Origin of the sequence: Nocardia blacklockiae, from assembly GCF_015477355.1 — a bacterium.
GTDB classification, from domain to species: Bacteria; Actinomycetota; Actinomycetes; order Mycobacteriales; family Mycobacteriaceae; genus Nocardia; species Nocardia blacklockiae.
In genome coordinates this window covers 15,769-36,875 of the sequence record NZ_JADLRJ010000019.1, presented here as the reverse complement: position 1 = coordinate 36,875, position 21,107 = coordinate 15,769, and the positions used below count along the sequence as shown (strand labels likewise).

The window sequence follows — 21,107 nt, the reverse complement described above, 5'->3', positions numbered from 1 at the left end:
CCGGGCGGTCGCACTGTGGTTGCGGCAGTATGTGTTTCATGCCTCTCGATAGCGCGCGCACCGCGGTCCTCGCCCTGCACTGGCAGGTGAACGTCATCGAGCCCGAGGGATTCTTCGGGCCGATGCTGGCCGAGCCCGTGGCCACCAGCGGAGTCGTGCACCGCGCCACCGTGTTCCACGCCACGGCGCAGCAGGCCGGGCTGCCGGTCGTGTTCACCCGCTTCACCATCCCGGTCGGCGAGGGCGGGCTGGTGCGCAACACCGGATTCATGCGGTCGGTGGCCGCGGCGCAGACCGAGTTCCGTCCGGAAGCGCCGGGGGCACAGATCATTCCGGCGATGGCGGACCAGGCCGCGCGGGGCGCGGTGTTCGACAACCAGAAACTGTCCGGGCTCGCCGGCAGCGCCCTGCCCGACTGGTTCGCCGGCCGCGGCGTGGACACGCTGCTGATCACCGGCGTGGCAACGAATCTCACGGTCGAGCAGACCGCCCGGCACGGCACCGACCTCGGCTTCACGGTGCACGTGCTCGCCGACTGCGTCACCGCGGCCGCCGCGCAGGCCCACGAGGCCTCGCTGGCCAACCTCGAGCTGACCACGGCCGGCAGCCTCGCCTCCGCCCAGGCCCTGGAGGAGCTGGGCATCGGCTGAAAGCTATACCGCCCCAAGACCTTCGGTGGGGCCGTCCTCAGATCTGGTGGTTCGCGGTGAGCCAGCGCATGATCGGCCAGCCGCAGAACACCGGCAGCCAGCAGGTCAGGACGCGGTAGAGCAGGACGGCGGGCACGGCGATGGCGGGCTCGACCCCGAACGCGCCGAGGAAACCGATGAGCGCGGCCTCCACCGCGCCGACACCACCCGGCGTCGGCGCCGCGGAGGCGAGCGTGCCGCCGATCATGGTGACCACGGTGACCGACACGAAAGTGGCGCTGCCGCCGAACGCCTCGATGCTGGCCCACAGCGCCCCGGCCGCGCCGAGCGTGATCGCCGCACACCCGCCGACGATCATCGCCAGCCGGGTCGGGCTGTGCGCGAGCGACCGCAGCTCGTTCACGACCTCGGCCAGCTGCGGGCGGACCTCGGTGCGCAGCCACCGCCGCACCGTCGGCACGAACATGGCGATGCCGAGCAGTCCCAGCAGCGCACCGGCCACCAGATACAGCGTGGTGGCGCTCGGCACGTAGTGCCCGAGATTCGCCGAAACCCCCGCCGCCACACTGAAGAACAGCAGCAGCACCACGTGCGTGATCACCTGAACCGCCTGCTGCAGCGCCACGGCCGCGGTCGCGCGCACCGCGCCCAGCCCATTCTGTTGCAGGAACCGCACATTCAGCGCGAGACCGCCGACCCCGGCGGGCGTGGTGGTGGCGGCGAACGTGTTGGCCACCTGCGCGAGCAGCAGTTTGGGGAAGTTCACCGACTCCGAGGTGCAGCCCCACAGCGCCATCGCCGCGCCGACGTAGGTGCCCACCGACACCGCCAGCCCGAGCAGCGCCCACCACCAGTTGGCGGTGCGCAGCTCGGTGATGAAGGTCGGCACCTGGCTGATGTAGGGATAGGCGACGTACACCAGGCCGATCAGCAGCACCAGCTGGATGATCTGGCCGCGGGAGAACCGGGTGATCCGCGCGGCCTCGATGCGGTCCTCGCCGGTCTGCTGCTGAACTTGTTCGCGCACCCGCTTCATCAGGGCGCCCGGCTCGGACACCGAATTGCGCACGTGCGCGGGCAGCGCCGACTTCGTCAGTCGCCGTGAGGCATTGAGCACGGCCTGCGCGCCGAGCACCTGGATCGCGGTGCGCACCGCGGGCGCCACGCCGTACAGCGCGCCGGTCGACAGCAGCAGCTGCGCCACGTCGGAGGAGAACCGCGACTCGTAGGCGCCGAACTCGGCGGACATGAACCCGCCGAACAGCACCCGGCCCTCCACCACCCGGATCTCCTCGGCGCGCAGGTCGCCGTGCGAGATCTGGGCGCGATGCATGTTCTGCAGCGCGTACCAGACGTTGGTCAGCACCACCTCGCCGTCCGACGACGACAGCGCCGCGCCGCGCGGAACCGTGTGCGCGTACAGCGTCCAGCCGCGTTCGAGCGCGGCGACGGTGAGCGGCTTGTTGCTGGCCAGACCCAAATCGCCGATCGCGATGCCCATCAGCGCCCGATGCTCCACCGCCCGCCGCAGCGACGCGAACGCCGGGGCGCGCTCGCCCGCGCGGAAGGTCAGCCAGCGGCGCACCTGCCGCAGCATGCCCCAGCTGCGCTGGTTCTGGCCGTAGAGCTCCACGATCAGCCGGTGCTCCGGCCCGGTCTCCGCCGACAGTTGCAGCGGTCCCGGACCCGCCGGTCGCAACACCGTGAATCCGGTGACGGTGTAGCCGCGTTTGGCCAGCACCCGCACGGCGGAATCGAGCGGCACCTCCAGCGCGGGCGTTCCGACCAGCAGCACGATCACCGCGCCCACACACCAGCCGACCGCCAGTCCGAACATCGCCCGCGACGGGACGACCAAACTTACGAACAGATGCAGCGGCACGAACGCCAGCAGCAGCGCCCACCACCCGCGCCGCCACGACACCGGCAGCCAGGGGCTGGCCACGGTCAGCATCGCGGTCAGCATGGCGATCCAGCGCGGGTCGTCGAGGAACTGCGACAGGAACGTGTCCAGTTGCTCGGGGACGACCAGATGCCACTGGGGCGCGGAGATCCCGGTGCCGGTGATCGACAGCAGCACCACGGTGATGAGCCCGGCCGCCAGGTAGCCGAACAGCAGCGTCCACTGCCAGCGGAAGATCAGCCGGACCAGGATCGCGAACGGCAGCGCCACGATCGCGACGCCGTAGAGCAGATACACCAGATTCGACTGCTCGGGCGTGAGGAAGCCGACGATGTCGGACAGCGAGCGCTCCAGCGCCTCCCAGCGCGGCCGCGTGATCACCGAGCCCGCGACGACGAGCGCCACCAGCAGAGCCGACAGCACCACGCGAATGATGTCGCTGGTGCGCCGGATCCGCGGTTGCAGCAGGCTGCCGGAGACGGGAATCTCCCGTCCGTCGACTCGCATGTCGTATCGGAACTTTCGGATCGAGGGAGCGGCGTCGGTCCCGGGGTCGGCTCGGGACAGAGTATGCAGCAGCGTTGCCACCCGCCCGCCGCCAACACGCCGTCGCACCCGCACCCCTGCGGCCCCGAGCCGCTCCGCCCGGCGTGCCATCTCCCTGCGCATCCTGTCGCCGGTCCGCTGCGTCCCGGCACTGCCCCGGCCCACCGTGTCATCGGTGCGTTGCGTGCCTTCGCTGTTCCGGCGCACCTTGCCGTCGGTGCGTTGCCGACCGTCGCTGTTCCGGCGCACCGTGTCGCCGGTGCGCCGGGTGTCGTCGCCGTCCTCGTTCACCCCGGTTGCTCGGCCGCCGTGCGGGCGGGGCGGCCGTCGGTGGCCGGGGCCGCCGGGGCGTCCACGCTGTAGACGCCGCCGGTCATGGTTCCGGCGTCGAGTTCGGTGATGGCCGCCGCTACCCGTTCGGTCGGCACCAGGGCTGGGAAGGAGTTGGGGGCGACGGCGTTGGCGCGGACACCGAACTCGGCGAACTCGGCGGCGAGGTGCCGGGTCAGCTGGTCCAGCGCGGCCTTCGACGCCGCGTAGACCGCCTGCCCGCCGGGGAACACCTGCGAACCCGAGATGCTCGACACGTTCACGACATTGCGGTTGCGCGCCCGGTTGTCCGCATCGCTGTGCAGCCAGCAGCGCTGCGCCAGCCGAGCCGAGAAACGCAGCGGCACAGCGACATTCATCGTGAAGGTCGGATCGAACCGATCCAGCGCGGCATCGCCGTCGACGATCCCGCGCGGCTGCGTGCTCGCGTACCCGGCATTGTTGACCAGCAGGTCCACGCCCCCGAACTTCGCCAGCGCCAGGTCCACCACCCGCTCGACCTCGCCCTCGCGGGTCAGGTCGGCTCGCACCACGAACACCCGGGAATCGTTCTCCGGCAACGGTTTCGAGGGCTCGAGCGGGTCTATGAACCACTCCTCCTGGGACGGCGCCGCCGGCGTCCGGGTGCGGCACACCGCCACGATGTCGTAGCGGGTGTAGTACGCGCGGCAGAACGCGTCGCCCAGAATTCCGCCCGCTCCGGTCAGCAGGCACACCCGGCGGTTCTCACCAGTCGGCAATGCGGTCTCCTCCCCAGCGGCGCGCCGCCTCGTCCCTGGGCCGGTGCAGCCACATCACCACGCTGTTGCGGGCCGCGGTGTTGGCGCCCAGAAAGGTGTGCCAGGACCGCGGGGTGCACTCGAACACCAGCATCGAATTGTTCAGCGGCGGAACGGCCAGCGTGGGCACGGGCTCCGCCGCGCCGACCTCGCCGAACAGCCCGGTCTCGCCGCCGTCGCCGGGCCGCCACGGGGCGTTGTTCAGGTAGAACAGCACCGCGACCGCGCGCACCAGCTCCCGCGCCGCCGTGCCCGCCGGGCGCGCGCCGGTGCGCAGATCGATCGCGTTGTCCGGCAGGCCGACCGCGGCCGGCTCCGGCGGCGTGGCCGGAAACCACGCGGGCGCCAGGTCGTGGTGCGGCCGTCCGGCCGGGCCGCCGGGCGCGTGGTGATGCAGCGAGCCCTCCACGTCGCCGGTGACCCGCACCGCCGCGACCCGCTCGATCAGGTCGTGCCAGGCGCGCGAGAGGAACACCTCCAGCGGGCCGTTGCGGACCGCGGCCAGGCTCACGCCCGTCGCGCTGTACCCGTCCGACACCGGCGTGAACCGTCCCGGCTCCCGGTGCACCCGGTCGAATTCCTCGGCCAGCCGCCGATAGAAGCCGTCGGCGAAGACGTCGCGCACGTAGACGTGCGGGAAGGGGCGGGTCCGGCGGATCCAGCGGCGGTGTGCCAGTAGATCGGTGAACCACCGCGGCAGCGGTGCCTCTGTTGCCATGCGAACTCCCTCCCGGACAAACCACCGCGATCTTATTGCGTAGGTATCGTGCGTGGATTCCGGCCTTTGTCCCGACAACGGGCGCGCGGCGTGAAACCATCACACGGTGGTTCGAGATGTCCGTATCTGCTTCGTGGGGGATTCCCTGGTGGCCGGCTTGGGCGACCGTCAGTGCCTGGGCTGGGCGGGCCGCCTCGCGGCGCGCGCGGCGGGGGCCGGTCAGCCGCTGACCTACTACAACCTAGGTGTGCGGCGGGAGAGTTCCGCGGCTGTCGCGCAGCGCTGGGAAGCGGAATGCGTACGCCGATTACCGGCCGAGGTCGACGGGCGGGTCGTCTTCTCCTTCGGCGTCAACGACACCCTGCCGCTGGACGGCCGCCCGCCGGTGCCCACCGAGGAGTCGGTGGCCCACCTGACGGACATGCTGCGGCGCACCCGGGCGCACGGCTGGCCGACGCTGGTGGTCGCGCCGCCGCCGGTCGACGACGACGAACACAACGACCGCACCGAGAAATTGGATGCCGCGTTCGCCGAAGTCTGTGACAACGAGGGAGTTTCGTACGTTCGCGTGCATCAGGCGTTGCGGCACAGCGGAACCTGGATGCACGAGGTCTCCGCGGGCGACGGCTACCACCCCAGCGCCGCAGGCTACGAGGAGTTCGCCGCGCTGATCGTGCCGCACTGGCTGCTGTGGCTGTCCGAACCGAGCGCCGGTCTGCCCGTCGTCCGGTGATCGCGGGACCGGCCGCTTTCCATAGCCTGAGGCCATGGACATCGACACGCGCCTGTTGCGCTATTTCGCCGCCGTGGCCGAGGAGGGCCATCTCACCCGCGCGGCGCAGCGGCTGTATGTGTCCCAGCCGGCGCTGACCAAGCAGATCAAGCAGCTGGAGGCCCGGCTCGGCGTCGAGCTGTTCGAGCGGTCGCGCACCGGCATGACCCTGACCGCGGCCGGACGCGTACTGGCGGCACAGGTTCCGGGCCTGCTGGCCGACTGGGACCGGATCCTGCGCGCGGCCAAGGGCAGCGCCGCACACGCCGCCCGGGTGGTGCGGGTCGGCTTCATCGCCAGCGCCGCACACGAATTCACCGCCGCGATCGTCGCCGAGTTCGGCCGCCGCAACCCGGACTGGCGGGTCGACATGCGGCAGTTCGGCTGGCTCGAGCCCAGCGCGGGCCTGGGCACCGGCGACGTCGACGTCGCCCTGGTGTGGCTGCCGTTCCCGGACCAGCACACCTACCGGCTGCGCGAGCTGTTCACCGAACCGCGGTGGGTCGCACTGCCGGCCGGGCACCGGCTGGCCGCGCACGCCGAGATCCCGTTCGAACAGCTGTGGTCGGAACCGTTCGTCGCCGCACCGCCGGACAGCGGCGCGTGGCGGGACTTCTGGATCGGCGCGGACGCCCGGCCGGCGGACACGGTCGTGGTCGGCGCGCTGGCCCACAACACCGACGAATGGCTCACCGCGATCGGCAACGGCTTCGGCGTGAGCTTCACCCCCGCGTCCTCGGCGCGCTACTACCCGCGACCGGGCGTGGAGTACCGGCCCGTGACGGGGCTCGGACCGCTGGCCGTGGGTGTGGCGTGGCCCGCGGGCGGCGAGCCGAATCCGGTGGTGCGCAGCTTCGTCGAGTGCTGCGTGTCGGTGACGGCGGCCGCGAATCCCGGCGAATGACGTCCGGAGCCACCGACCATCCTGCCTATCGCGTTGTGCCTCCGCCGATTCCCTGGCCCGGATCGTCGAGGCGGTACGGCGATTGCCGCGGTCGTTGTCGCGGGCCGAAAATCGCGGGACCGCGCCGCGGCGCGCGACTAGCATGATCGCGTGGTGGGAGATACCGGTGCGTTGACGCCGGACGAGGCGGAATTGCGAGCGCGGCGGGCGAACTCGTTCGGCGCCGAGGCCGCGGCGTACGCGGCGCACCGGCCGGACTATCCGGCCGACGGGATTCGCTGGGCCCTCGAATCGCTCGCCGATATCGCCGCCGGCGAGGTCGTCGATCTAGGGGCCGGGACCGGGAAGCTCACGGGCGGCCTCGCGTCGCTGGGCGTGCGGGTGACGGCGGTCGAGCCCGACGAGGCCATGCGGCGCGAGTTCGAGCGGCAGCACCCGGAGGTCCCGGTGCTGACCGGCAGCGCGGAAAGCATTCCGCTGCCGGATGATTCGGTGCACGCCGTGGTCGTCGGGCAGGCCTTCCACTGGTTCGACCTGCCGGTCGCGCTGCCGGAGATCGCGCGGGTGCTGCGCCCCGGCGGTGTGCTCGCGGCCTTCTGGAACACCCACGACCGGCGCGTCGACTGGGTCGACGAGCTGGACCGCGTGTCCAGGTCCGGCGTCTCCCTCCGCGGCCCGGATCCGGATTTCGCGCCTGCCCACCCACTTTTCGGCCCCTTCGAGCAGCGCTACTTCCCGCACACCCACCGCCGCACCGCGGAGACGCTGGCGGCGACCATCGGCACGCACTCCCACACCCTGGTCGTCCCGCCGGAGGAGCGCGCCGAAATCCTCACCCGCATAACCACTTTTCTGCGGAGCCGCCCCGAAACCGGCCACGGCGAATTCGAGCTGCCCTTGCGCACCTTGGTGATTCGCTCGATCCTGCGCTAGCCGTCGCTCGCCAGGACGGCCATGGCGGCATTGTGGCCGCCGATGCCGCTGACACCGCCGCCGCGCACCGCGCCCGCACCGCACAGGAGGATATTGCGGTGGCCGGTCGCGACGCCCCAGCGGGCGGCGGGGTCGGTGGCGTCGTCGGGGCGGAACGGGAAGTCCAGGTCGCGGTGGAAGATGTGGCCGCCGGGCAGGCCGAGTTCGCGTTCGAGGTCGAGCGGCGTCTTCGCTTCCAGGCACGGCCGGCCGTCCGCGTCCACCGCGAGGCAGTCCCGGATGGGTTCGGCGAGTACGGAATCCAGCTGCGCGAGGGTCGCGGCCACCAGCTGCTCGGTGGTTTCCGCCGGCTGGGCGGCGAAAAGGCTTGCGGGAGTGTGGAGCCCGAACAGCGTCAGGGTGTGCGCGCCCTGCGCCGCCAGATCCGGCCCGAGGATCGAGGGGTCGGTGAGGGTGTGGCAGTAGATCTCCGCGGGCGGCGCGGTCGGCAGGCGCCCGGCGTCGGCCTCCAGGTACGCCCGGTCCAGCTGGGCGTAGCCCTCGGCGATGTGGAAGGTGCCGGCGAACGCCTCGGCCGGATCGACCGTGTCCCGCAGCCGGGGCAGCCGCCGCAGCAGCATGTTGATCTTCAGCTGCGCACCCTCCGGCGTCTCCGGCTCGGGTTCGCCGAGCAGCCGCGCCAATTCGAGCGGGGCCGCGTTCACCAGCACCTGCCGGGCGCCGACCGCGCCGCCGTCGAACCGGACTTCCGCTGTGCCGCCGTCGGTTTCGATCGCGGTGACCGGACAGCCGGTCACCAGTTCCGCCCCGGCGGCGCGCGCGGCCGCCGCCAGCGCGTCGGTCAGCGCGCCCATCCCGCCGACCGGCACGTCCCAGTCGCCGGTGCCGCCGCCGATCACGTGGTACAGGAAGCATCGGTTCTGGCGCAGCGTCGGATCGTGGGCGTGGGTGAACGTGCCGATCAGCGCGTCGGTGAAGACGACGCCGCGCACCGTGTCGTCGGCGAAGGCGGCCTCGATCGTCTCGCCGAGCGGCCGCTCGAAGATGGCCTCCCACAGGGCCGGGTCGTCGACCACGCGCTCCAGTTCCGCGCGGGTCGGCAGCGGTTCGGTGAGGGTGGGGAACACCCGCTGCGCGAGCCGGTCGGTCGCGCCGTAGAACTCCCGCCACGCGCGGTGCTCGGACTCGGTGCCGGTGATGCGGAGAAAGCTTGCGCGCGTGCGGTATTCGTCGGCGGTGTCGATCAGCAGCCCGGTGTCGCCGACCGGCGTGTAGGACGAGATCCGCCGCCGCCGCGTCTCGAATCGCAGCCCCAGGTCCCGCACGATCCGGCGCGGCAGCAGGCTCACCAGATACGAGTACCGGGACAGCCGCGCGTCCACGCCCGCGAACACGCGCTCGGACACGGCCGCCCCGCCCGTGTGGTCCTGCCGCTCGAGCACCAGCACCGAGCGCCCGGCACGGGCGAGATACGCGGCCGCCACCAGGCCGTTGTGGCCGCCGCCGGCGACGACGACGTCGTAGGAGGCACGTGTCGGCTGCATCTGCCCTGGATATCACGGCGACCGCCACGTGCGGCGATCAACTCGCCGGTGACCGTTCCGCCAGCACGTAACCCTGCGGATGCGCTTCCGTGTCGGGCTCGCGCACCAGCCGGGCCACGGTCCGGAACCCGCCGTCGCGCAGCACCTCCTCGAGCCGCGCGGTCGGCCAGACGAAACTCGGCGCGACCTTGTGGTCGTGGGTCTGCACGGTGTCGGCGTGGGTGGCCTGGAACGCGAGCACCAGCTGCCCGCCGTCGCCGAGGACCCGCCGGAACTCCGCGACGATGCCCGGCACGCGCCGCGGCGGCGTGTGAATGATGCTGTACCAGGCCGAGATTCCGGCGAGTGCGCCGTCGGCGATCGGCAGGCTCTCCATCGAGCCCACCTCGTACCGCAGGTCCGGCCGGGCGGCGCGGGCCAGCCGGATCATCTCCGGCGAGAGGTCGATGCCGAAAACGTCGAGACCGAGCGAAGCCAGGTGCGTGGTGATCCGGCCCGGTCCGCACCCGAGGTCGGCCACGGTCCCGGCGCCGACGCGCTCGGCGAACACGCCCAGCACGGCCCGGTCGAACGGGTCACCGGCCAGCGCGTGTTCGAACATCGTGGTGTAGAGCTCGGCCACCTCGTCGTAGCCGTCGCGGGTCCGTCGCACATCGTCCAGTTCGGTCACGATCGCGAGTCTACGAATGCCGCGGGCGGGCGTCACCGGGCCTTGGCACCGCGGGCCTGCCGTGGCCTGCGCTATTACGCTGTTATCGTCGCGGAGATATGAAGCCCGCCGAAAACCGCGCTGTCGGAATGTAGTTCGCGCCGAAGGCCCGTGTTGCATCATGGGCGCATGGCATCACGAGCAGAGCAGTGGGACGGTTTCGTCGAGCATGTGCAGCTGGCCCCCGCCGCCCTGTCCATCGATACCCGCAGATCGATATTCAAGGCGGCCTCGGGCGGCGACGCGTCGGCGCTCCCGGACGAGCTGGCCCGCTTCGTCGACACCGTGGCCCGGCACGCCTACCGCGTCACCGACAAGCAGGTCGACTGCCTGACCGAGAGCCGAACCCAGGACGAGGTGTTCGAGGCCACCGTGGTCGCCGCCGTCGGGGCCGCCGACCGGCGACTGCGCGCCGCCCTGCGCGCGATGGGAGAGCGGGCATGAGGCTCGAGGTCGTCGAGCGGAGCCACGACCTCCCCGGCCGGTGGACGCTGCGGGCCATGCGCATCCTCGGCCGCACCGAGGTGCCCGATGTGATCAAGGTGCTGCTCTACCGGCATCGCTTCTTCGGCACACCGTTCAGCGACCACATGCAGGACCTGATGCGCGGCCCGTCGGCGTGGAGCGTCGGCGAGCGGGAACTGTTCGCCGCCTTCACCTCCGCGCGCAATCACTGCGAGTTCTGCCGGACCTGTCACCAGGCCGTCGCCGAGAGCTACCAGGAGCCCGAGCTGGTGATTCGCGCGTTGCAGCGGCCCGCCGAATCGGGGCAGCGCATCGAAGTGGTGGTGGTGCTGGACTTCCTCGCGAAGCTGGCCGCGGACCCCGACGGGGTCACCGCGGCCGATGTGGAGCGCGTGCGCGTCGCGGGTGTGGCGGACGAGGCGCTCGAGGAGGCCGTGCGCATCAGCGTGGCGTTCCACGCCATCAACCGCATCATGGACACGATGGACGGCACCCCGCCCGAGGGTCGCGGCCTCACCCTCACCCGATGGTTCCTGCGCCGGCTCGGATACTCCACGCCGCCCACGGTCAAGTACCTGTCCAAAGCGACCTGACCTGCGGCGTACGGCTCGCCGCCGGGTGGTCGCGGATCCGCCGCGCGCCGGTGCGGCACAATCCGGGTATGGAGACGCTCGGATCGCACACGGTCTACAGCAACCGGTGGATGGAGGTGCGCGAGGACACCATCCGCCGGTCCGATGGCTCCACCGGCATCTACGGGGTGGTCGACCGGCCGGATTTCGTCATGGTCGTGCCGCGCGACGGCGACCGGTTCCATCTGGTGGAGCAGTTCAGATACCCACTGGGACAACGCTGCTGGGAGTTCCCGGCGGGGACGCTGCCCGATCGCGCGGTCGGCGACCCGGTCGATCTCGCGCATCGCGAACTGCGCGAGGAGACCGGCCTGCGCGCCGCGACCATGACCTTCCTCGGCCCGCTCAACGCGGCGCCGGCCACGCTCAGCCAGCGCGGCCGCGTATTCCTCGCCACCGACCTGACGCACGGCGAACCCGAACGCGAGCCGGAGGAACAGGACATGCGCTCGGCCTGGTTCGCCCGCGCGGACCTGGAGCGCATGATCCGCACCGGCGCGATCACCGACTCCGGGACGCTGGCCGCCTACTCCTTGCTGCTCCTGCACGAGCGAGCCTGAAAACTCTTGTCCCGCAAAGGTTTCAGTCGGCCGCGGCGAAGGTCGGAATGCCGTGCGGTTTCGCCCGCGCGAGTACCACGGCCGGCGCGGAACCGATGCGGACGGTGAGCGGGAACCCGCTGCCGCTGCGCGCCACGGGCTCGAAGGCGATGTGGGCGAACCCGGCATCGGGACGGCTCGATGCCGCGAGCCGCTCCAGTTCCGCGGTGGCGCGCGCCCACTGGTCCGCCGGAACGTATTGGCGCATCACCGAATGCCACACGACGGTGAGGGTGCCCGGCTCGAGTTCGACGCCCGCCAGGAAATCCGCCGCACCGACCGCCGTGACCTCGGCCGGAACCTGTTGGGCCACAGTCAATGCCCCGTTCAGCCGGGCGGCGCGCTCGGGCTGGTCCGGCCACACGTAGGAACGCAGCGCCAGCGCGTCGACGGCCGACCGCGGATCCAGGGGAGTGGGATCGCAGCCGCGTCGCTCGACGATCTCGAGGTGCGGATGGCGCTGCACGGCCGCGGTCAGCCATGCGGGCACCGGACCGTCCCACGCGCCGCCGAGAGTGACGGGCGAGTCCTCCGGACCCCAGCCGAAATCGTCGGTGTACCAACGGAAGTGGTCCGCTCGCAGATTCAGCCCGGCGCTGCTACCCAGCTCCAGGAGGCGGACCGGGAGCGGGGTCTCGTCGACGACCGCCAGCAGTCCGGCGAGCAGTGGCACCGCGCGGCCGACCTCGTTGGTCTGCGGTGGCCGGGTCAGCCAGTCGCGAATCCACTCCGGATTCGCGTCCACGGCCGCGCGGAATGCCTGCCACGCACCGTCATTGGCCGCACGTAGCTCGGTTTCCGGTGTGGCGCTGGGGTAATAGGCCGCCAGGTTGGGCGCTTGCCCGGTCAGAACCAGCCCGTGCACCGCGCCCATCAACCGCAGCGGCACCGCGTCCACCAGCGGCGCCTCCTCGTATCCGGCGAGCACCCGGGCGCACACCCCGCCCCGCTCGATATCGCGAGCCACCTCGGCCACCAGCGATCCGTACAACGGAGAACCGAGCTTCGCGCAGGCCTTCGCCTGCAACTCGAACTGCGCCACCAAAGACATAGCTGCACTGTGCCAGGCCTTCTCGCGGTCCGGCGCGTGGGAGGCGGATGCCTTGCCCGGCCGGAACATTTTTCCAAGACCCGGCGGCGCGGCCGCGCGAAAATGGAGGGGTGTACCGCGCGGTGGCACCGGCGCGGGCGAGCGAGGAGGAATGTCATGAACCACGCATCCGTGGACGAACGGCTGCCGCTGGGTGTACGGCTGGTGCGACCGCTGCAGAAGGATCCCGACTGGTCGACCATGACGACCGAGGAGTTGATCGCCTTCCGCGAGGCGGCCAATCGTAAGGCCGGGTCGCGGCTCTTCCGGGTGATCACCGGGTTCCCCGATCGCGGTGCGACGATCCGATGGCAGGACGTCTCGCTGCCCGACCGCACCGTCCGGGTCCGGGTGTACCGGCCCAAGCGCGGCGGGACCGAGAGCCTGCCACTCGTGGTGCACGTGCACGGCGGTGGCTTCGTGGGCACGGCGGCGCAATGCGATTGGGCGAACAGTCGTCTCGCCGCGCGGCTCCCGGCGGTCGTGGTTTCGGTCGAGCACCGCCTCCTCGCGCCCGGAACGTCGCTGACCGCGGTGATCGACGACGGGTGGGACGTGCTGCGGCACATCACGGCGAACGCCGCGGAGTGGGGGGTCGACCCGACCCGGGTCGCCGTCGCGGGGGAGAGCACCGGCGGACTGGTCTCCGCCCTGATCACGCTGCGGGCCAAGGCATCCGGCGTGCCCTTGCGGGCGCAGGTGCTGGTCAACCCGGGCGCCGACCTGACCGAGACGATGCTCGACTACCCCTCGTTCGACCGGTACGGCGACAGCCCCACCCTGACCATCCCGAAGATGCGGCTGTTCCGCCGCCTCGCCGTCCCGGCCGGGGCGGACGCCCGTGCGGTGTCGCCGCTCTACGCCGACCTCGCCGATCTGCCCCCGGCCCTCGTGGTGATCCCCACCTTGGACCCGCTGGCCGATCAGGGCCGCCGATACGCCGAACGCCTCCGCGCGGCAGGCACACCCACCCGGCTGTCCGAACACCCCCAGTCGCCGCACGCGTTCATCACCCTGCCCGGCCTGGTTCCCGAGGCTGTGCCCGCTCGCGCGGTCATCACCGAGTTCCTGCGGGAGCATCTTGCGGGAAAGCGCTCGGCCACAGCGGGTTCGCCGCAGGCCGGAGCGCGTTGACCGGTCCTCGGTAATCCCTTGCGGTCAGCCGAGTTTCAGCAGGAGGTCGGCGAGTTCGAGCGGCATGGTGATCATGCAGTCGTGACCGGTCGGCAGCTCCCAGACCTCCGCGGGCGTGCCGTTGGGCTGTGTCGCGGGCACGGGTCGGCGGTCGAAGCCCTCGGGTTTGCCCGCGGTGCAATGGATGTGCGTGCGCGGGATGGCGTCGGCGGCCGGATTGCCCAGGCGCACCGGCTGTTGCAGGCAGAGCGCGGGCTGATCGGACAGCATGGTGCGCAACCAGGCGATGTCGGCCGGGTCGGTCACACCGAAAAGGCCTGCGGGAGGCGGTGACTCGGGGAGCGGCGGAATGCGCCAGCCGGTGCCGGACCGCTCTGCGAGGTCGATGAGCGCCTGCGAGACCGGCATCACGTCGACCGCCGTCTCGCCGTCCCGCGGCACCATCGCGTCCAGGTACACCACGCGCGCGATGCGGTCCGGGACCCGGTCGGCCACCGACGCGACGACCAGCCCCGCGTAGCTGTGCCCGACGAGGATCACCTCGGTGAGGTCTTCCTCGACGAGGAGCGTGACGATGTCGTCGATGTGCGTCTCGAGCCCCACCTCGGGGCCGAGCAGATGCCGCCGGTCGCCGTATCCGGTCAGCGTCGGCGTGCTCACCCGATGCCCCGCCGCACCCAGCGCGGGCAGCACCCGCGCCCAGCACTGCCCACTGTGCCACGACCCGTGTACCAGCACATACGTCGACATATCTCTCGCTCCGTCCGCGCGCTGCCCGGTCGTCCGGGCAGCCGTATACGATGGCCGATAAGTGGGACCCTGTCCCGTTTGAAGATACGGGACGCTGTCCCGTTTATCAATCCGGCGTCGGAAGGTGGCCAGGTGCAGGAGAGCGACGGACGGCCCGCGCGTCCCAAGCGGGCGGACGCGCGGCGCAATGAGCAGGCTTTGCTGGACGCGGCCGCCACCGTCTTCGTCGATTCCGGTGTCGAGGCGCCGATCCGCGATATCGCGGCGCGGGCCGGGGTCGGGACCGCCACCATCTACCGCCACTTCCCGACCCGGGCGGATCTCATCGTCGCCGTCTACCGGCATCAGGTCGAGGCGCTGGCGGAGGCCGGGTCGAATCTATTGCGGGACAGCGCGAGTCCGTATGCCGCGCTGGAGCGCTGGATCGACTCGTTCGTCGATTTCGTGGTCACCAAGCAGGGTCTGGCCGCCGTGTTGCAATCCGACGATCCCTGCTACGACCCGTTGCACTCCTACTTCCTCGACCGCCTGGTGCCCGTATGCACCCGATTGCTCACTGCCGCAGCCGAATCCGGAGAGATCCGCGCCGGCCAGGACGCGCAGGAACTCATGCGCGGAATCGGCGGCCTGTGCGCGGGCGCGGGCGCCGACCCGCGCTACAGCGCTCGGCGTCTCGTCGAACTGCTCATCGCGGGGCTGCGCCGGACTCGTTGAGCGTCCGAGTTCGTCACCGACGAGAGCGGTGTCGGACAGGGCTCGACAAAGCGTAACCAGTTGGTTACGCTTTCGGTGTGGACGAGGTGGCGGGCGCGATCGCGGATCCGGTTCGGCGACGAATCCTGGAGCTGCTGCGCGACGGTCGGCTGACGGCGGGCGCCATCGCCGAACAGTTCGACATCAGCCGGCCCGCCGTCAGCAGGCACCTGCGGGTGCTGCGCGCGAGCGGCCTGGTGCACGACGAGCTGGTCGGCCGGCAGCGGTACTACCTGCTCGACGCCGGACCGCTCGCCGAAATCGCGCGCTGGATAGCGGAATTCGAGGCGCGGCCGGACTGGGCGCGGCACCTCGACGCACTGGAAACCGAGGTGTACCGCACCCGTCGCGAACACCGCGCCACCCGTCCCGCACCCGAATCCCACGAAGAGGAGACCGCATGACCCCGACACCCACGGGCCGCCTGCTGGCCGCGGCGCAGGGCCGCGACCTGGTGCTCACCCGCACCTACCGCGCTCCCATCGACGACGTGTGGGCGAGCGTCACCGAGCCGGAACGCACCGCCCGCTGGTTCGGCCCGTGGACCGGCGACCCGGGCCCCGGCCGAAACATCAAGGTGCAGATGGCCTTCGAGGAAGAGCAGCCGTGGATGGACATGCGCATCGACGCCTGCGACCCGCCGCACCGGCTCGGCGTCTCCGCCGTGGACGAGCACGGCGCCTGGCGACTGGAACTCCTGCTGACCGAGTCCGAGGGCGTCACCGAGTTGCGTTTCATCCACCACCTGCTCACCGAACCCGAAATCGCCCAGGTAACCCACGTCGGCCCCGGCTGGGAGTACTACCTCGACCGACTCGGCGCAGCACGCACCAACGCCCCACACCCCAACTTCGCCGACTACTTCCCCAGCATGTCCGCCCACTACGAATCCCTCCTCCCCCCAACCACTCCGTAGCCCGGCCTCACGCCTCAGCCGTGACTTCCCGCGCCGCGCCGCGAGATGTCCTGGGATGCGATGAAATGTCGGTATGGAACTCCCCGAACGGTATTCGTCGGACCAGCCCGTGCCCCGGACCGCGGCCGGCCAGGACTTCCATTGGGGATGGGTGTGGACAGCCCTGGGCAGCGCACTCGCCGTCGGCGCGGTGGTGTTGTGGCTGCTGTGGGGCGGTGACGTCGCCGCGCACCGAGGCGCGTTCGATCTGGCGTGGAAGAGTGCTGCCTCGGTCCTGGCCGTGCTCGCCACCTTCATCACCGTCCATCGCTTCCGGCTCAACCAGGCCGAGCATCGGGCGAAGGTGCGCTCCGACGAGTTCGCCCGCGCGGACGCCATCGAGCGCCGCGTCACCGAGCTCTACACCAAGGCGGCCGATCAACTCGGCAGCGACAAGGCGCCGGTACGGATGGCCGGGCTCTACGCCCTGGAACGTCTCGCGCACGGCCACCCCGAGCATCGCCAGACCATCGTCAGCGTCCTCTGTGCCTATCTGCGCATGCCGTTCGTCCTGCCGGAGTCCGGCGACGACGGGCCCGCCGCCCAGCCGGCCGTCGAGGAACTGCAGGTGCGAAAGACCGCGCAGCGCATGCTGTCCACGCATCTCCGGCACGACACGGAACCCCCGCCCGCCCATTGGGCGGACATGAGCATCGACCTGTCCGGCGCGCGCTTGGTGGATTTCTCCCTGAGCCGCTGCCGACTCGTGCACGCACGGTTCGACGGTGCGGTGTTCCACGGCGAAACCCACTTCCACCGAACCGAATTCCTCGGAGACGCAAGGTTTCCCGGGGCGACGTTCCACGGCGGCGCCGACTTCACCAACGCCGTCTTTCACGGTCGAGCCCAATTCTTCACCGTGACTTTCCGCAGCGCCCGGTTCGCCGAAGTAACCCTCCGCGGCCACGTCACCACCCCCAGCGGCTGGCGCCTCGAAAACCACCCCACCGAGCCCGAATCCCGCACTCTGGTAAAGGAACTCGCACGGTCGGCCGGGTAACCGGGTCAGCTCGGGATGTGGGCTGCTATGCCGTCCAGGACGAAGTCGAGGCCGGCTTCGAAGGTTTGGTCGGGGGTTAGGTGGGGGCCGTCGCGTACGACTGTGGCCAGGGACGGGAAGTGGCCCTCGGCGAAAGTGCGCTCCAAATAAGGGCCGTAGGTGGTTTGCCATTGGTGCTGGTTCATGCCGGAGGTTCGTTCGGCGCGGCGTTCGGTGATCTCGCGGCGGACGGCGCCGATCACGTAGGCGTTGACCGCGGCGACCGCGGGGACGAGGGTGTTCAGGTCGACGCCGGTCATCGCGGCCAGGACCGACTCTCCGCTGGCGAGCGTGTTCGGGCCCAGTTGCGGTCGTCCGCCGAGTAGGTCGGCGAGCCATTCGTGGCGGTGGGCGGCTCGGCGGGTGGCTTCGGACCAGGAGCGCAGCACCTCGCGCCAATTGTCGCCGGTCGGCCGGATCTCGGTGTGGACCGCGTCGACCATCAGGTCGAGCAGTTCCTCCTTGGTGGCGATGTAGCCGTACAGGCGCATCGGCCCGACGTCCAGCGCCGCGGCGACCTTGCGCAGCGACACCGCGTCGAGGCCGTCCGCGTCGGCAAGGCGGATCGCCGCTCGGACGATCAGCTCCCGGCTCAGCGGGGCAGGCGCCGGTCGATCCGGCGGCTCCGGCCGCTCCCACACCAACATGCCGAAGACGATACAGCGCCATGCTTGATACAGTGTATTGACCGATACGGTGAATCGAGGACGGATATGACCATCGCGATTGTCGGAGCCGGAATGGGCGGCCTGGCCCTCGCCCGGGTGTTACAGGTGCGCGGCCTCGAAGCTGTTGTCTACGAACGCGATTCGTCACCGAACGCGCGCGATCAAGGCGGCATGCTCGACATCCACTCCGGTCAACAGGCGCTGCGCGAGGCGGGGTTGCTCGACGATTTCCTCGCGATCGCCCGAGGTGAGGGCCAGGACATGCGGCTGCTGGAACCGGACGGCACCCTGCTGCTGCAGGAGGACACCCCCGACGACGCCCCGCTGCTGCGCCCGGAGGTGGACCGCGCCGACCTGCGCAAACTGCTGCTCGATTCGCTGCCCGAACACACGGTGCGCTGGGGCCACGCTGTCGAATCCGCAGGCGACGGCGTGCTGCGCTTTACCGATGGCAGCACTGCGACGTACGACCTGCTGGTCGGCGCCGACGGCGCGAATTCCCGAATTCGCCCGCTGCTCACGGACGCCCAACCTGTGCACACCGGCCACAACGCCGTCGAACTCGGCATCCCCGACATCGACCGCACCCACCCCGACCTCGCGGCGATGGTCGGCCGCGGCAACTACTGGGTCCTCGGCGACGGCAGATCCCTTGCGGCGCAACGCAATGGCGACGGCCGCGTCCGCATCGGCCTCAGCTTCTACAACACCGCCGCGGACTGGTTCGCCACCAGCGGCATCCCGTTCGACGACCCGGCCGCCGCCCGCGCCCGCCTGCTCGACCTGTTCGCCGACTGGCACCCGCGCTTCCGCGCCCTGATCGCCGCCTGTGACGACACGATCGTCCCGCGCTCGATCAGCACCCTCCCGGTCGGCCTCACCTGGCCGTCCGCCCCGGACGTCACACTCGTCGGCGACGCCGCCCACCTCATGCCGCCGGTAGGCGAGGGCGCCAACATGGCCCTGCTCGACGGCGCCCAACTCGCCCGCTCCCTGGCCGCCCACCCCGACGACTTCCCTTCCGCCATCGAAGAATACGAACGCGAGATGTTCGCCCGCACCAGCGCCATCGGCCGCGAATCCGCCCGAATACAGGAACTCCTCACCCAGCCGGACGCGAGCCGCAGAATGCTCGCCTTCTTCCGTCCCGACTGACTCCGACCTTCACGCGAACGTCGATCTTCAGCGGCCCTTCACGATCGGCGAAGCGACGTCCGATCGTCGAAGCCACCGACCCGAGTGTGCCGGAGGGCGCACCGGCGCGAGTACGCCCTCGCGGAGACGGCTCAGGCCATGGCGAGCACGTCGTGGACCAGTCGGTCCGCGAAGGCGCGGTCGGCGGACAGGCCGAAGACCACGTGGTGATACATCGGTGCGATCACGTGATCGAGGACCTGCTGCTCGGTCGGCGTCCGCTCTCCGCGCGCCCTTGCCCGGTCCAGCATCACCTCGGCCTGCGCGCGGCGCTGCTCCCAGCACGGGCAGGTGATCACCTCGTCCCGGGCGGCCACCATGGCGCGCAGGTAACGGGTCCGGCGTGGTTGGGTGATGTCGTCGACCACGATCCGAGCCCACGCCGACAGGTCGCCGTGCAGTGATCCGGTGTTCGGCGGTTCGTCGCCGTCCTTGGTGAGCGCGGCGACGGCGACCTCTTCGAGCAGCGTGTCCACGTCGCCCCAGCGGCGATAGATGCTGGTCGGGTTGACCCCTGCCCGGTTAGCCAGCACCGGAATGGTGATGCGGTCCGCCTTGCCCTCGCCCATGAGCTGGCCGACGGCGGTGTAGACGGCGTCCCGGACCTTCGCGCTGCGCCCACCCGGCCGCCGGGCTGGAGTAGTAGCCGACATTCGACCATTATTGCAGATGTCTTGGCTTTAAGGCTTGCCCCGTGTACGGTCAACTAAAGCAACAATCTTCGCTTTAACTGAGATGGGGTCCTTCATGCTCATCGCTCCGGACACCCGGCGCCTGTCGTCCGGGTTGGCCACCGTCCTGCCGGCGGCGACCATGCTGACGTTCCTCGCCGCATCCAGCGCGCCGACCCCGCTCTACCGCGTCTACCAGGCGCGCTGGGCGTTCTCCCCGGGCATGCTGACGGTGATCTTCGGCGTCTACGCGGTGTGCCTGCTGCTGGCGCTGCTGACCGTCGGGTCGCTGTCGGACCACGTGGGACGCCGCCCGGTGATCCTCGGCGCCATCGCGATGGACGTGGTGGCCATGGTGGTGTTCAGCACCGCGGACGGCGTTGCGTTGCTGATCGCGGCGCGCATGCTGCAAGGCATCGCGACCGGCGCGGCAACCGGTGCGCTGGCCGCGGCGATCCTCGATGCGGAGCGACCACACGGGCCGGTCGTGAACAGCGTTGCGCCGATGGCGGGGCTGGCTGTCGGCGGCCTCGGTTCCGCAGTGCTCGTCCAGTTCCTGCCGTGGCCGCGGCAGACCGTGTACCTGGTGCTGATCGCGGTGTTCGTGATCGAGGCGATCGGCACGATCGTGGTGACCGAGACCTCGCCGATGCTGCCCGGTGTGCGGCAGGCGATCCGGCCGAAGATCGGTGTCCCGGCAGCGGCCCGATCCGCCTTCGCCGCCACCGCGCTGCTGGATATCGCAGCGTGGGCGTTGGGCGGCTTCTACCTCTCGCTCGGTCCGAGCCTGGTCCGTGTGGTCACCGGCTCGAGCTCGATCCTGCTCGGCGGGTTGCTGGTGTTCACGCTGGCCGGGGCGGGTGCGGCGGCGATCTGGCTGCTGCGCAAGGTCGCGGCCACCCGGGTGATGCGCTTGGGCGCCGCCGCGCTGGCGATCGGACTCGCGGTGACTATCGCGGCCATCCGGACCGGGTCGCAGACACTGCTGTTCGTGGGCACAGTGATCGCCGGGATCGGCTTCGGCGCAAGCTTTCAGGGCGTTACCCGCACTGTGCTCCCGCTCGCACCGGCCACCGAACGCGGCAAACTCGTCGCCGCGTTCTACGTGCTCAGCTACCTCGCCTTCTGTGTCCCGGCCGTCGCGGCGGGAGTCATCGCGACCAGCGTCAGCCTGTTGACCACCGCCACCGGCTACGGCGTCGTGCTGATCGTGCTCGCGGTCACGACGCTGCTTCCCCGGCGATCGCGATAATGACGCTCTACCCGTACGCGGTCATCCGACCGGATTTACAGCAAAGCCGTTGTCTCACATCGGCTGTAGGGTCTCAAAATCGTGGCCAGTGCCGCCTTCTATACCTGCGGTTCTCAG

The 21,107-nt window shown here is 70.7% G+C and carries 23 protein-coding genes; 14 read left to right on the top strand and 9 right to left on the bottom strand.

Annotation, left to right across the window (positions count from 1 at the left end; translation table 11 throughout):
• The first annotated feature begins 38 nt into the window (after window positions 1–38).
• The gene (locus tag IU476_RS33530) at window positions 39–650 is read left to right on the top strand and encodes a cysteine hydrolase family protein (RefSeq protein WP_195106347.1); all 612 of its coding nucleotides are present in this window, start codon (window positions 39–41) and stop codon (window positions 648–650) included.
• A 37-nt stretch (window positions 651–687) separates the two neighbouring features.
• On the opposite strand, the gene IU476_RS33525 is transcribed toward IU476_RS33530, so the two are convergent.
• The 3 genes from IU476_RS33525 to IU476_RS33515 all read right to left on the bottom strand — a co-directional run bounded on the left by IU476_RS33525 (window position 688) and on the right by IU476_RS33515 (window position 4,926).
• Window positions 688–3,060 carry a lysylphosphatidylglycerol synthase transmembrane domain-containing protein gene (locus tag IU476_RS33525; protein WP_195106411.1) on the bottom strand — a complete coding sequence of 791 codons (2,373 nt, stop codon included), beginning with the start codon at window positions 3,058–3,060 and terminating at the stop codon, window positions 688–690.
• A gap of 326 nt (window positions 3,061–3,386) precedes the next feature.
• Window positions 3,387–4,169, bottom strand: a complete 783-nt coding sequence (locus IU476_RS33520; RefSeq protein ID WP_228824738.1) for an SDR family NAD(P)-dependent oxidoreductase — start codon at window positions 4,167–4,169, stop codon at window positions 3,387–3,389.
• Window positions 4,156–4,926 carry a 2OG-Fe(II) oxygenase family protein gene (locus IU476_RS33515; RefSeq protein WP_195106346.1) on the bottom strand — a complete coding sequence of 257 codons (771 nt, stop codon included), beginning with the start codon at window positions 4,924–4,926 and terminating at the stop codon, window positions 4,156–4,158. Before IU476_RS33515 ends, IU476_RS33520 begins: the two co-directional genes overlap by 14 nt.
• A 106-nt stretch (window positions 4,927–5,032) precedes the next feature.
• Here IU476_RS33515 and IU476_RS33510 point away from each other — a divergent pair, with 106 nt between their 5' ends.
• From IU476_RS33510 to IU476_RS33500, 3 genes are all read left to right on the top strand, one after another.
• Window positions 5,033–5,659, top strand: coding sequence for a DUF459 domain-containing protein (locus tag IU476_RS33510; protein WP_195106345.1), 627 nt, complete (start codon window positions 5,033–5,035; stop codon window positions 5,657–5,659).
• 34 nt (window positions 5,660–5,693) lie between these two features.
• Entirely contained in the window at window positions 5,694–6,602 is a 909-nt protein-coding gene (locus IU476_RS33505; RefSeq protein WP_195106344.1) for a LysR family transcriptional regulator, read from the top strand.
• 150 nt (window positions 6,603–6,752) lie between these two features.
• Window positions 6,753–7,535, top strand: a complete 783-nt coding sequence (locus tag IU476_RS33500) for a class I SAM-dependent methyltransferase (protein ID WP_324194535.1) — start codon at window positions 6,753–6,755, stop codon at window positions 7,533–7,535.
• On the opposite strand, the gene IU476_RS33495 is transcribed toward IU476_RS33500, so the two are convergent.
• On the bottom strand, window positions 7,532–9,079 hold the full coding sequence (locus tag IU476_RS33495; RefSeq protein WP_195106343.1) for a phytoene desaturase family protein: 1,548 nt from the start codon (window positions 9,077–9,079) through the stop codon (window positions 7,532–7,534). The two genes, IU476_RS33500 and IU476_RS33495, sit on opposite strands and share 4 nt — an antisense overlap.
• 37 nt (window positions 9,080–9,116) lie before the next feature.
• A complete protein-coding gene (locus tag IU476_RS33490; protein WP_324194533.1) occupies window positions 9,117–9,749 on the bottom strand; it encodes a class I SAM-dependent methyltransferase in 633 nt (210 codons plus the stop codon).
• Window positions 9,750–9,917: 168 nt separating this feature from the next.
• On the opposite strand from IU476_RS33490, the gene IU476_RS33485 reads away from it, so the two are divergent.
• The 3 genes from IU476_RS33485 to IU476_RS33475 all read left to right on the top strand — a co-directional run bounded on the left by IU476_RS33485 (window position 9,918) and on the right by IU476_RS33475 (window position 11,445).
• A complete protein-coding gene (locus IU476_RS33485; RefSeq protein ID WP_195106342.1) occupies window positions 9,918–10,232 on the top strand; it encodes a hypothetical protein in 315 nt (104 codons plus the stop codon).
• Window positions 10,229–10,846 (top strand): carboxymuconolactone decarboxylase family protein, encoded by a 618-nt coding sequence (locus tag IU476_RS33480; RefSeq protein WP_195106341.1) that lies wholly within the window; start codon window positions 10,229–10,231, stop codon window positions 10,844–10,846. The genes IU476_RS33485 and IU476_RS33480 overlap by 4 nt, the downstream gene beginning before the upstream one ends.
• Window positions 10,847–10,914: 68 nt before the next feature.
• A complete protein-coding gene (locus IU476_RS33475; RefSeq protein WP_195106340.1) occupies window positions 10,915–11,445 on the top strand; it encodes an NUDIX domain-containing protein in 531 nt (176 codons plus the stop codon).
• A gap of 22 nt (window positions 11,446–11,467) precedes the next feature.
• Here the strand turns inward: IU476_RS33475 and IU476_RS33470 are convergent, their stop codons facing one another.
• Window positions 11,468–12,535, bottom strand: coding sequence for a DUF2332 domain-containing protein (locus tag IU476_RS33470; RefSeq protein ID WP_195106339.1), 1,068 nt, complete (start codon window positions 12,533–12,535; stop codon window positions 11,468–11,470).
• A 156-nt stretch (window positions 12,536–12,691) separates the two neighbouring features.
• Between IU476_RS33470 and IU476_RS33465 the strand changes: the two genes are divergently transcribed.
• Window positions 12,692–13,708 carry an alpha/beta hydrolase gene (locus IU476_RS33465; protein WP_195106338.1) on the top strand — a complete coding sequence of 339 codons (1,017 nt, stop codon included), beginning with the start codon at window positions 12,692–12,694 and terminating at the stop codon, window positions 13,706–13,708.
• A 24-nt stretch (window positions 13,709–13,732) separates the two neighbouring features.
• Here the strand turns inward: IU476_RS33465 and IU476_RS33460 are convergent, their stop codons facing one another.
• Window positions 13,733–14,458: an alpha/beta fold hydrolase gene (locus IU476_RS33460; RefSeq protein ID WP_195106337.1), complete on the bottom strand. Its 726-nt coding sequence runs from the start codon at window positions 14,456–14,458 to the stop codon at window positions 13,733–13,735.
• Between the two features lie 132 nt (window positions 14,459–14,590).
• Between IU476_RS33460 and IU476_RS33455 the strand changes: the two genes are divergently transcribed.
• The 4 genes from IU476_RS33455 to IU476_RS33440 all read left to right on the top strand — a co-directional run bounded on the left by IU476_RS33455 (window position 14,591) and on the right by IU476_RS33440 (window position 17,166).
• Window positions 14,591–15,172, top strand: a complete 582-nt coding sequence (locus IU476_RS33455; RefSeq protein WP_195106336.1) for a TetR/AcrR family transcriptional regulator — start codon at window positions 14,591–14,593, stop codon at window positions 15,170–15,172.
• 77 nt (window positions 15,173–15,249) lie between these two features.
• Complete coding sequence (locus IU476_RS33450) at window positions 15,250–15,615, top strand: metalloregulator ArsR/SmtB family transcription factor (RefSeq protein ID WP_195106335.1); 366 nt, start codon at window positions 15,250–15,252, stop codon at window positions 15,613–15,615.
• Window positions 15,612–16,127 (top strand): SRPBCC family protein, encoded by a 516-nt coding sequence (locus tag IU476_RS33445; protein ID WP_195106334.1) that lies wholly within the window; start codon window positions 15,612–15,614, stop codon window positions 16,125–16,127. Before IU476_RS33450 ends, IU476_RS33445 begins: the two co-directional genes overlap by 4 nt.
• 73 nt (window positions 16,128–16,200) lie before the next feature.
• Window positions 16,201–17,166: a pentapeptide repeat-containing protein gene (locus IU476_RS33440; RefSeq protein WP_195106333.1), complete on the top strand. Its 966-nt coding sequence runs from the start codon at window positions 16,201–16,203 to the stop codon at window positions 17,164–17,166.
• 5 nt (window positions 17,167–17,171) lie between these two features.
• Here IU476_RS33440 and IU476_RS33435 read toward each other — a convergent pair whose 3' ends face one another.
• Window positions 17,172–17,852, bottom strand: coding sequence for a TetR/AcrR family transcriptional regulator (locus tag IU476_RS33435; RefSeq protein WP_195106332.1), 681 nt, complete (start codon window positions 17,850–17,852; stop codon window positions 17,172–17,174).
• 66 nt (window positions 17,853–17,918) lie between these two features.
• On the opposite strand from IU476_RS33435, the gene IU476_RS33430 reads away from it, so the two are divergent.
• Window positions 17,919–19,028, top strand: a complete 1,110-nt coding sequence (locus IU476_RS33430; RefSeq protein WP_195106331.1) for an FAD-dependent oxidoreductase — start codon at window positions 17,919–17,921, stop codon at window positions 19,026–19,028.
• Window positions 19,029–19,159: 131 nt separating this feature from the next.
• Here IU476_RS33430 and IU476_RS33425 read toward each other — a convergent pair whose 3' ends face one another.
• On the bottom strand, window positions 19,160–19,720 hold the full coding sequence (locus IU476_RS33425) for a TetR/AcrR family transcriptional regulator (RefSeq protein ID WP_195106330.1): 561 nt from the start codon (window positions 19,718–19,720) through the stop codon (window positions 19,160–19,162).
• Window positions 19,721–19,814: 94 nt separating this feature from the next.
• On the opposite strand from IU476_RS33425, the gene IU476_RS33420 reads away from it, so the two are divergent.
• Window positions 19,815–20,990, top strand: a complete 1,176-nt coding sequence (locus IU476_RS33420; protein WP_195106329.1) for an MFS transporter — start codon at window positions 19,815–19,817, stop codon at window positions 20,988–20,990.
• Window positions 20,991–21,107: the final 117 nt, after the last annotated feature.

Bases quoted from the DNA above. Each gene is read 5' to 3' on its own strand.
- IU476_RS33530 (WP_195106347.1), top strand. From the start codon at position 39: ATGCCTCTCGATAGCGCGCGCACCGCGGTCCTCGCCCTGCACTGGCAG.
- IU476_RS33525 (WP_195106411.1), bottom strand. From the start codon at position 3,060: ATGCGAGTCGACGGACGGGAGATTCCCGTCTCCGGCAGCCTGCTGCAA.
- IU476_RS33515 (WP_195106346.1), bottom strand. From the start codon at position 4,926: ATGGCAACAGAGGCACCGCTGCCGCGGTGGTTCACCGATCTACTGGCA.
- IU476_RS33505 (WP_195106344.1), top strand. From the start codon at position 5,694: ATGGACATCGACACGCGCCTGTTGCGCTATTTCGCCGCCGTGGCCGAG.
- IU476_RS33495 (WP_195106343.1), bottom strand. From the start codon at position 9,079: ATGCAGCCGACACGTGCCTCCTACGACGTCGTCGTCGCCGGCGGCGGC.
- IU476_RS33485 (WP_195106342.1), top strand. From the start codon at position 9,918: ATGGCATCACGAGCAGAGCAGTGGGACGGTTTCGTCGAGCATGTGCAG.
- IU476_RS33480 (WP_195106341.1), top strand. From the start codon at position 10,229: ATGAGGCTCGAGGTCGTCGAGCGGAGCCACGACCTCCCCGGCCGGTGG.
- IU476_RS33475 (WP_195106340.1), top strand. From the start codon at position 10,915: ATGGAGACGCTCGGATCGCACACGGTCTACAGCAACCGGTGGATGGAG.
- IU476_RS33470 (WP_195106339.1), bottom strand. From the start codon at position 12,535: ATGTCTTTGGTGGCGCAGTTCGAGTTGCAGGCGAAGGCCTGCGCGAAG.
- IU476_RS33465 (WP_195106338.1), top strand. From the start codon at position 12,692: ATGAACCACGCATCCGTGGACGAACGGCTGCCGCTGGGTGTACGGCTG.
- IU476_RS33460 (WP_195106337.1), bottom strand. From the start codon at position 14,458: ATGTCGACGTATGTGCTGGTACACGGGTCGTGGCACAGTGGGCAGTGC.
- IU476_RS33445 (WP_195106334.1), top strand. From the start codon at position 15,612: ATGACCCCGACACCCACGGGCCGCCTGCTGGCCGCGGCGCAGGGCCGC.
- IU476_RS33440 (WP_195106333.1), top strand. From the start codon at position 16,201: ATGGAACTCCCCGAACGGTATTCGTCGGACCAGCCCGTGCCCCGGACC.
- IU476_RS33435 (WP_195106332.1), bottom strand. From the start codon at position 17,852: ATGTTGGTGTGGGAGCGGCCGGAGCCGCCGGATCGACCGGCGCCTGCC.
- IU476_RS33430 (WP_195106331.1), top strand. From the start codon at position 17,919: ATGACCATCGCGATTGTCGGAGCCGGAATGGGCGGCCTGGCCCTCGCC.
- IU476_RS33425 (WP_195106330.1), bottom strand. From the start codon at position 19,720: ATGTCGGCTACTACTCCAGCCCGGCGGCCGGGTGGGCGCAGCGCGAAG.
- IU476_RS33420 (WP_195106329.1), top strand. From the start codon at position 19,815: ATGCTCATCGCTCCGGACACCCGGCGCCTGTCGTCCGGGTTGGCCACC.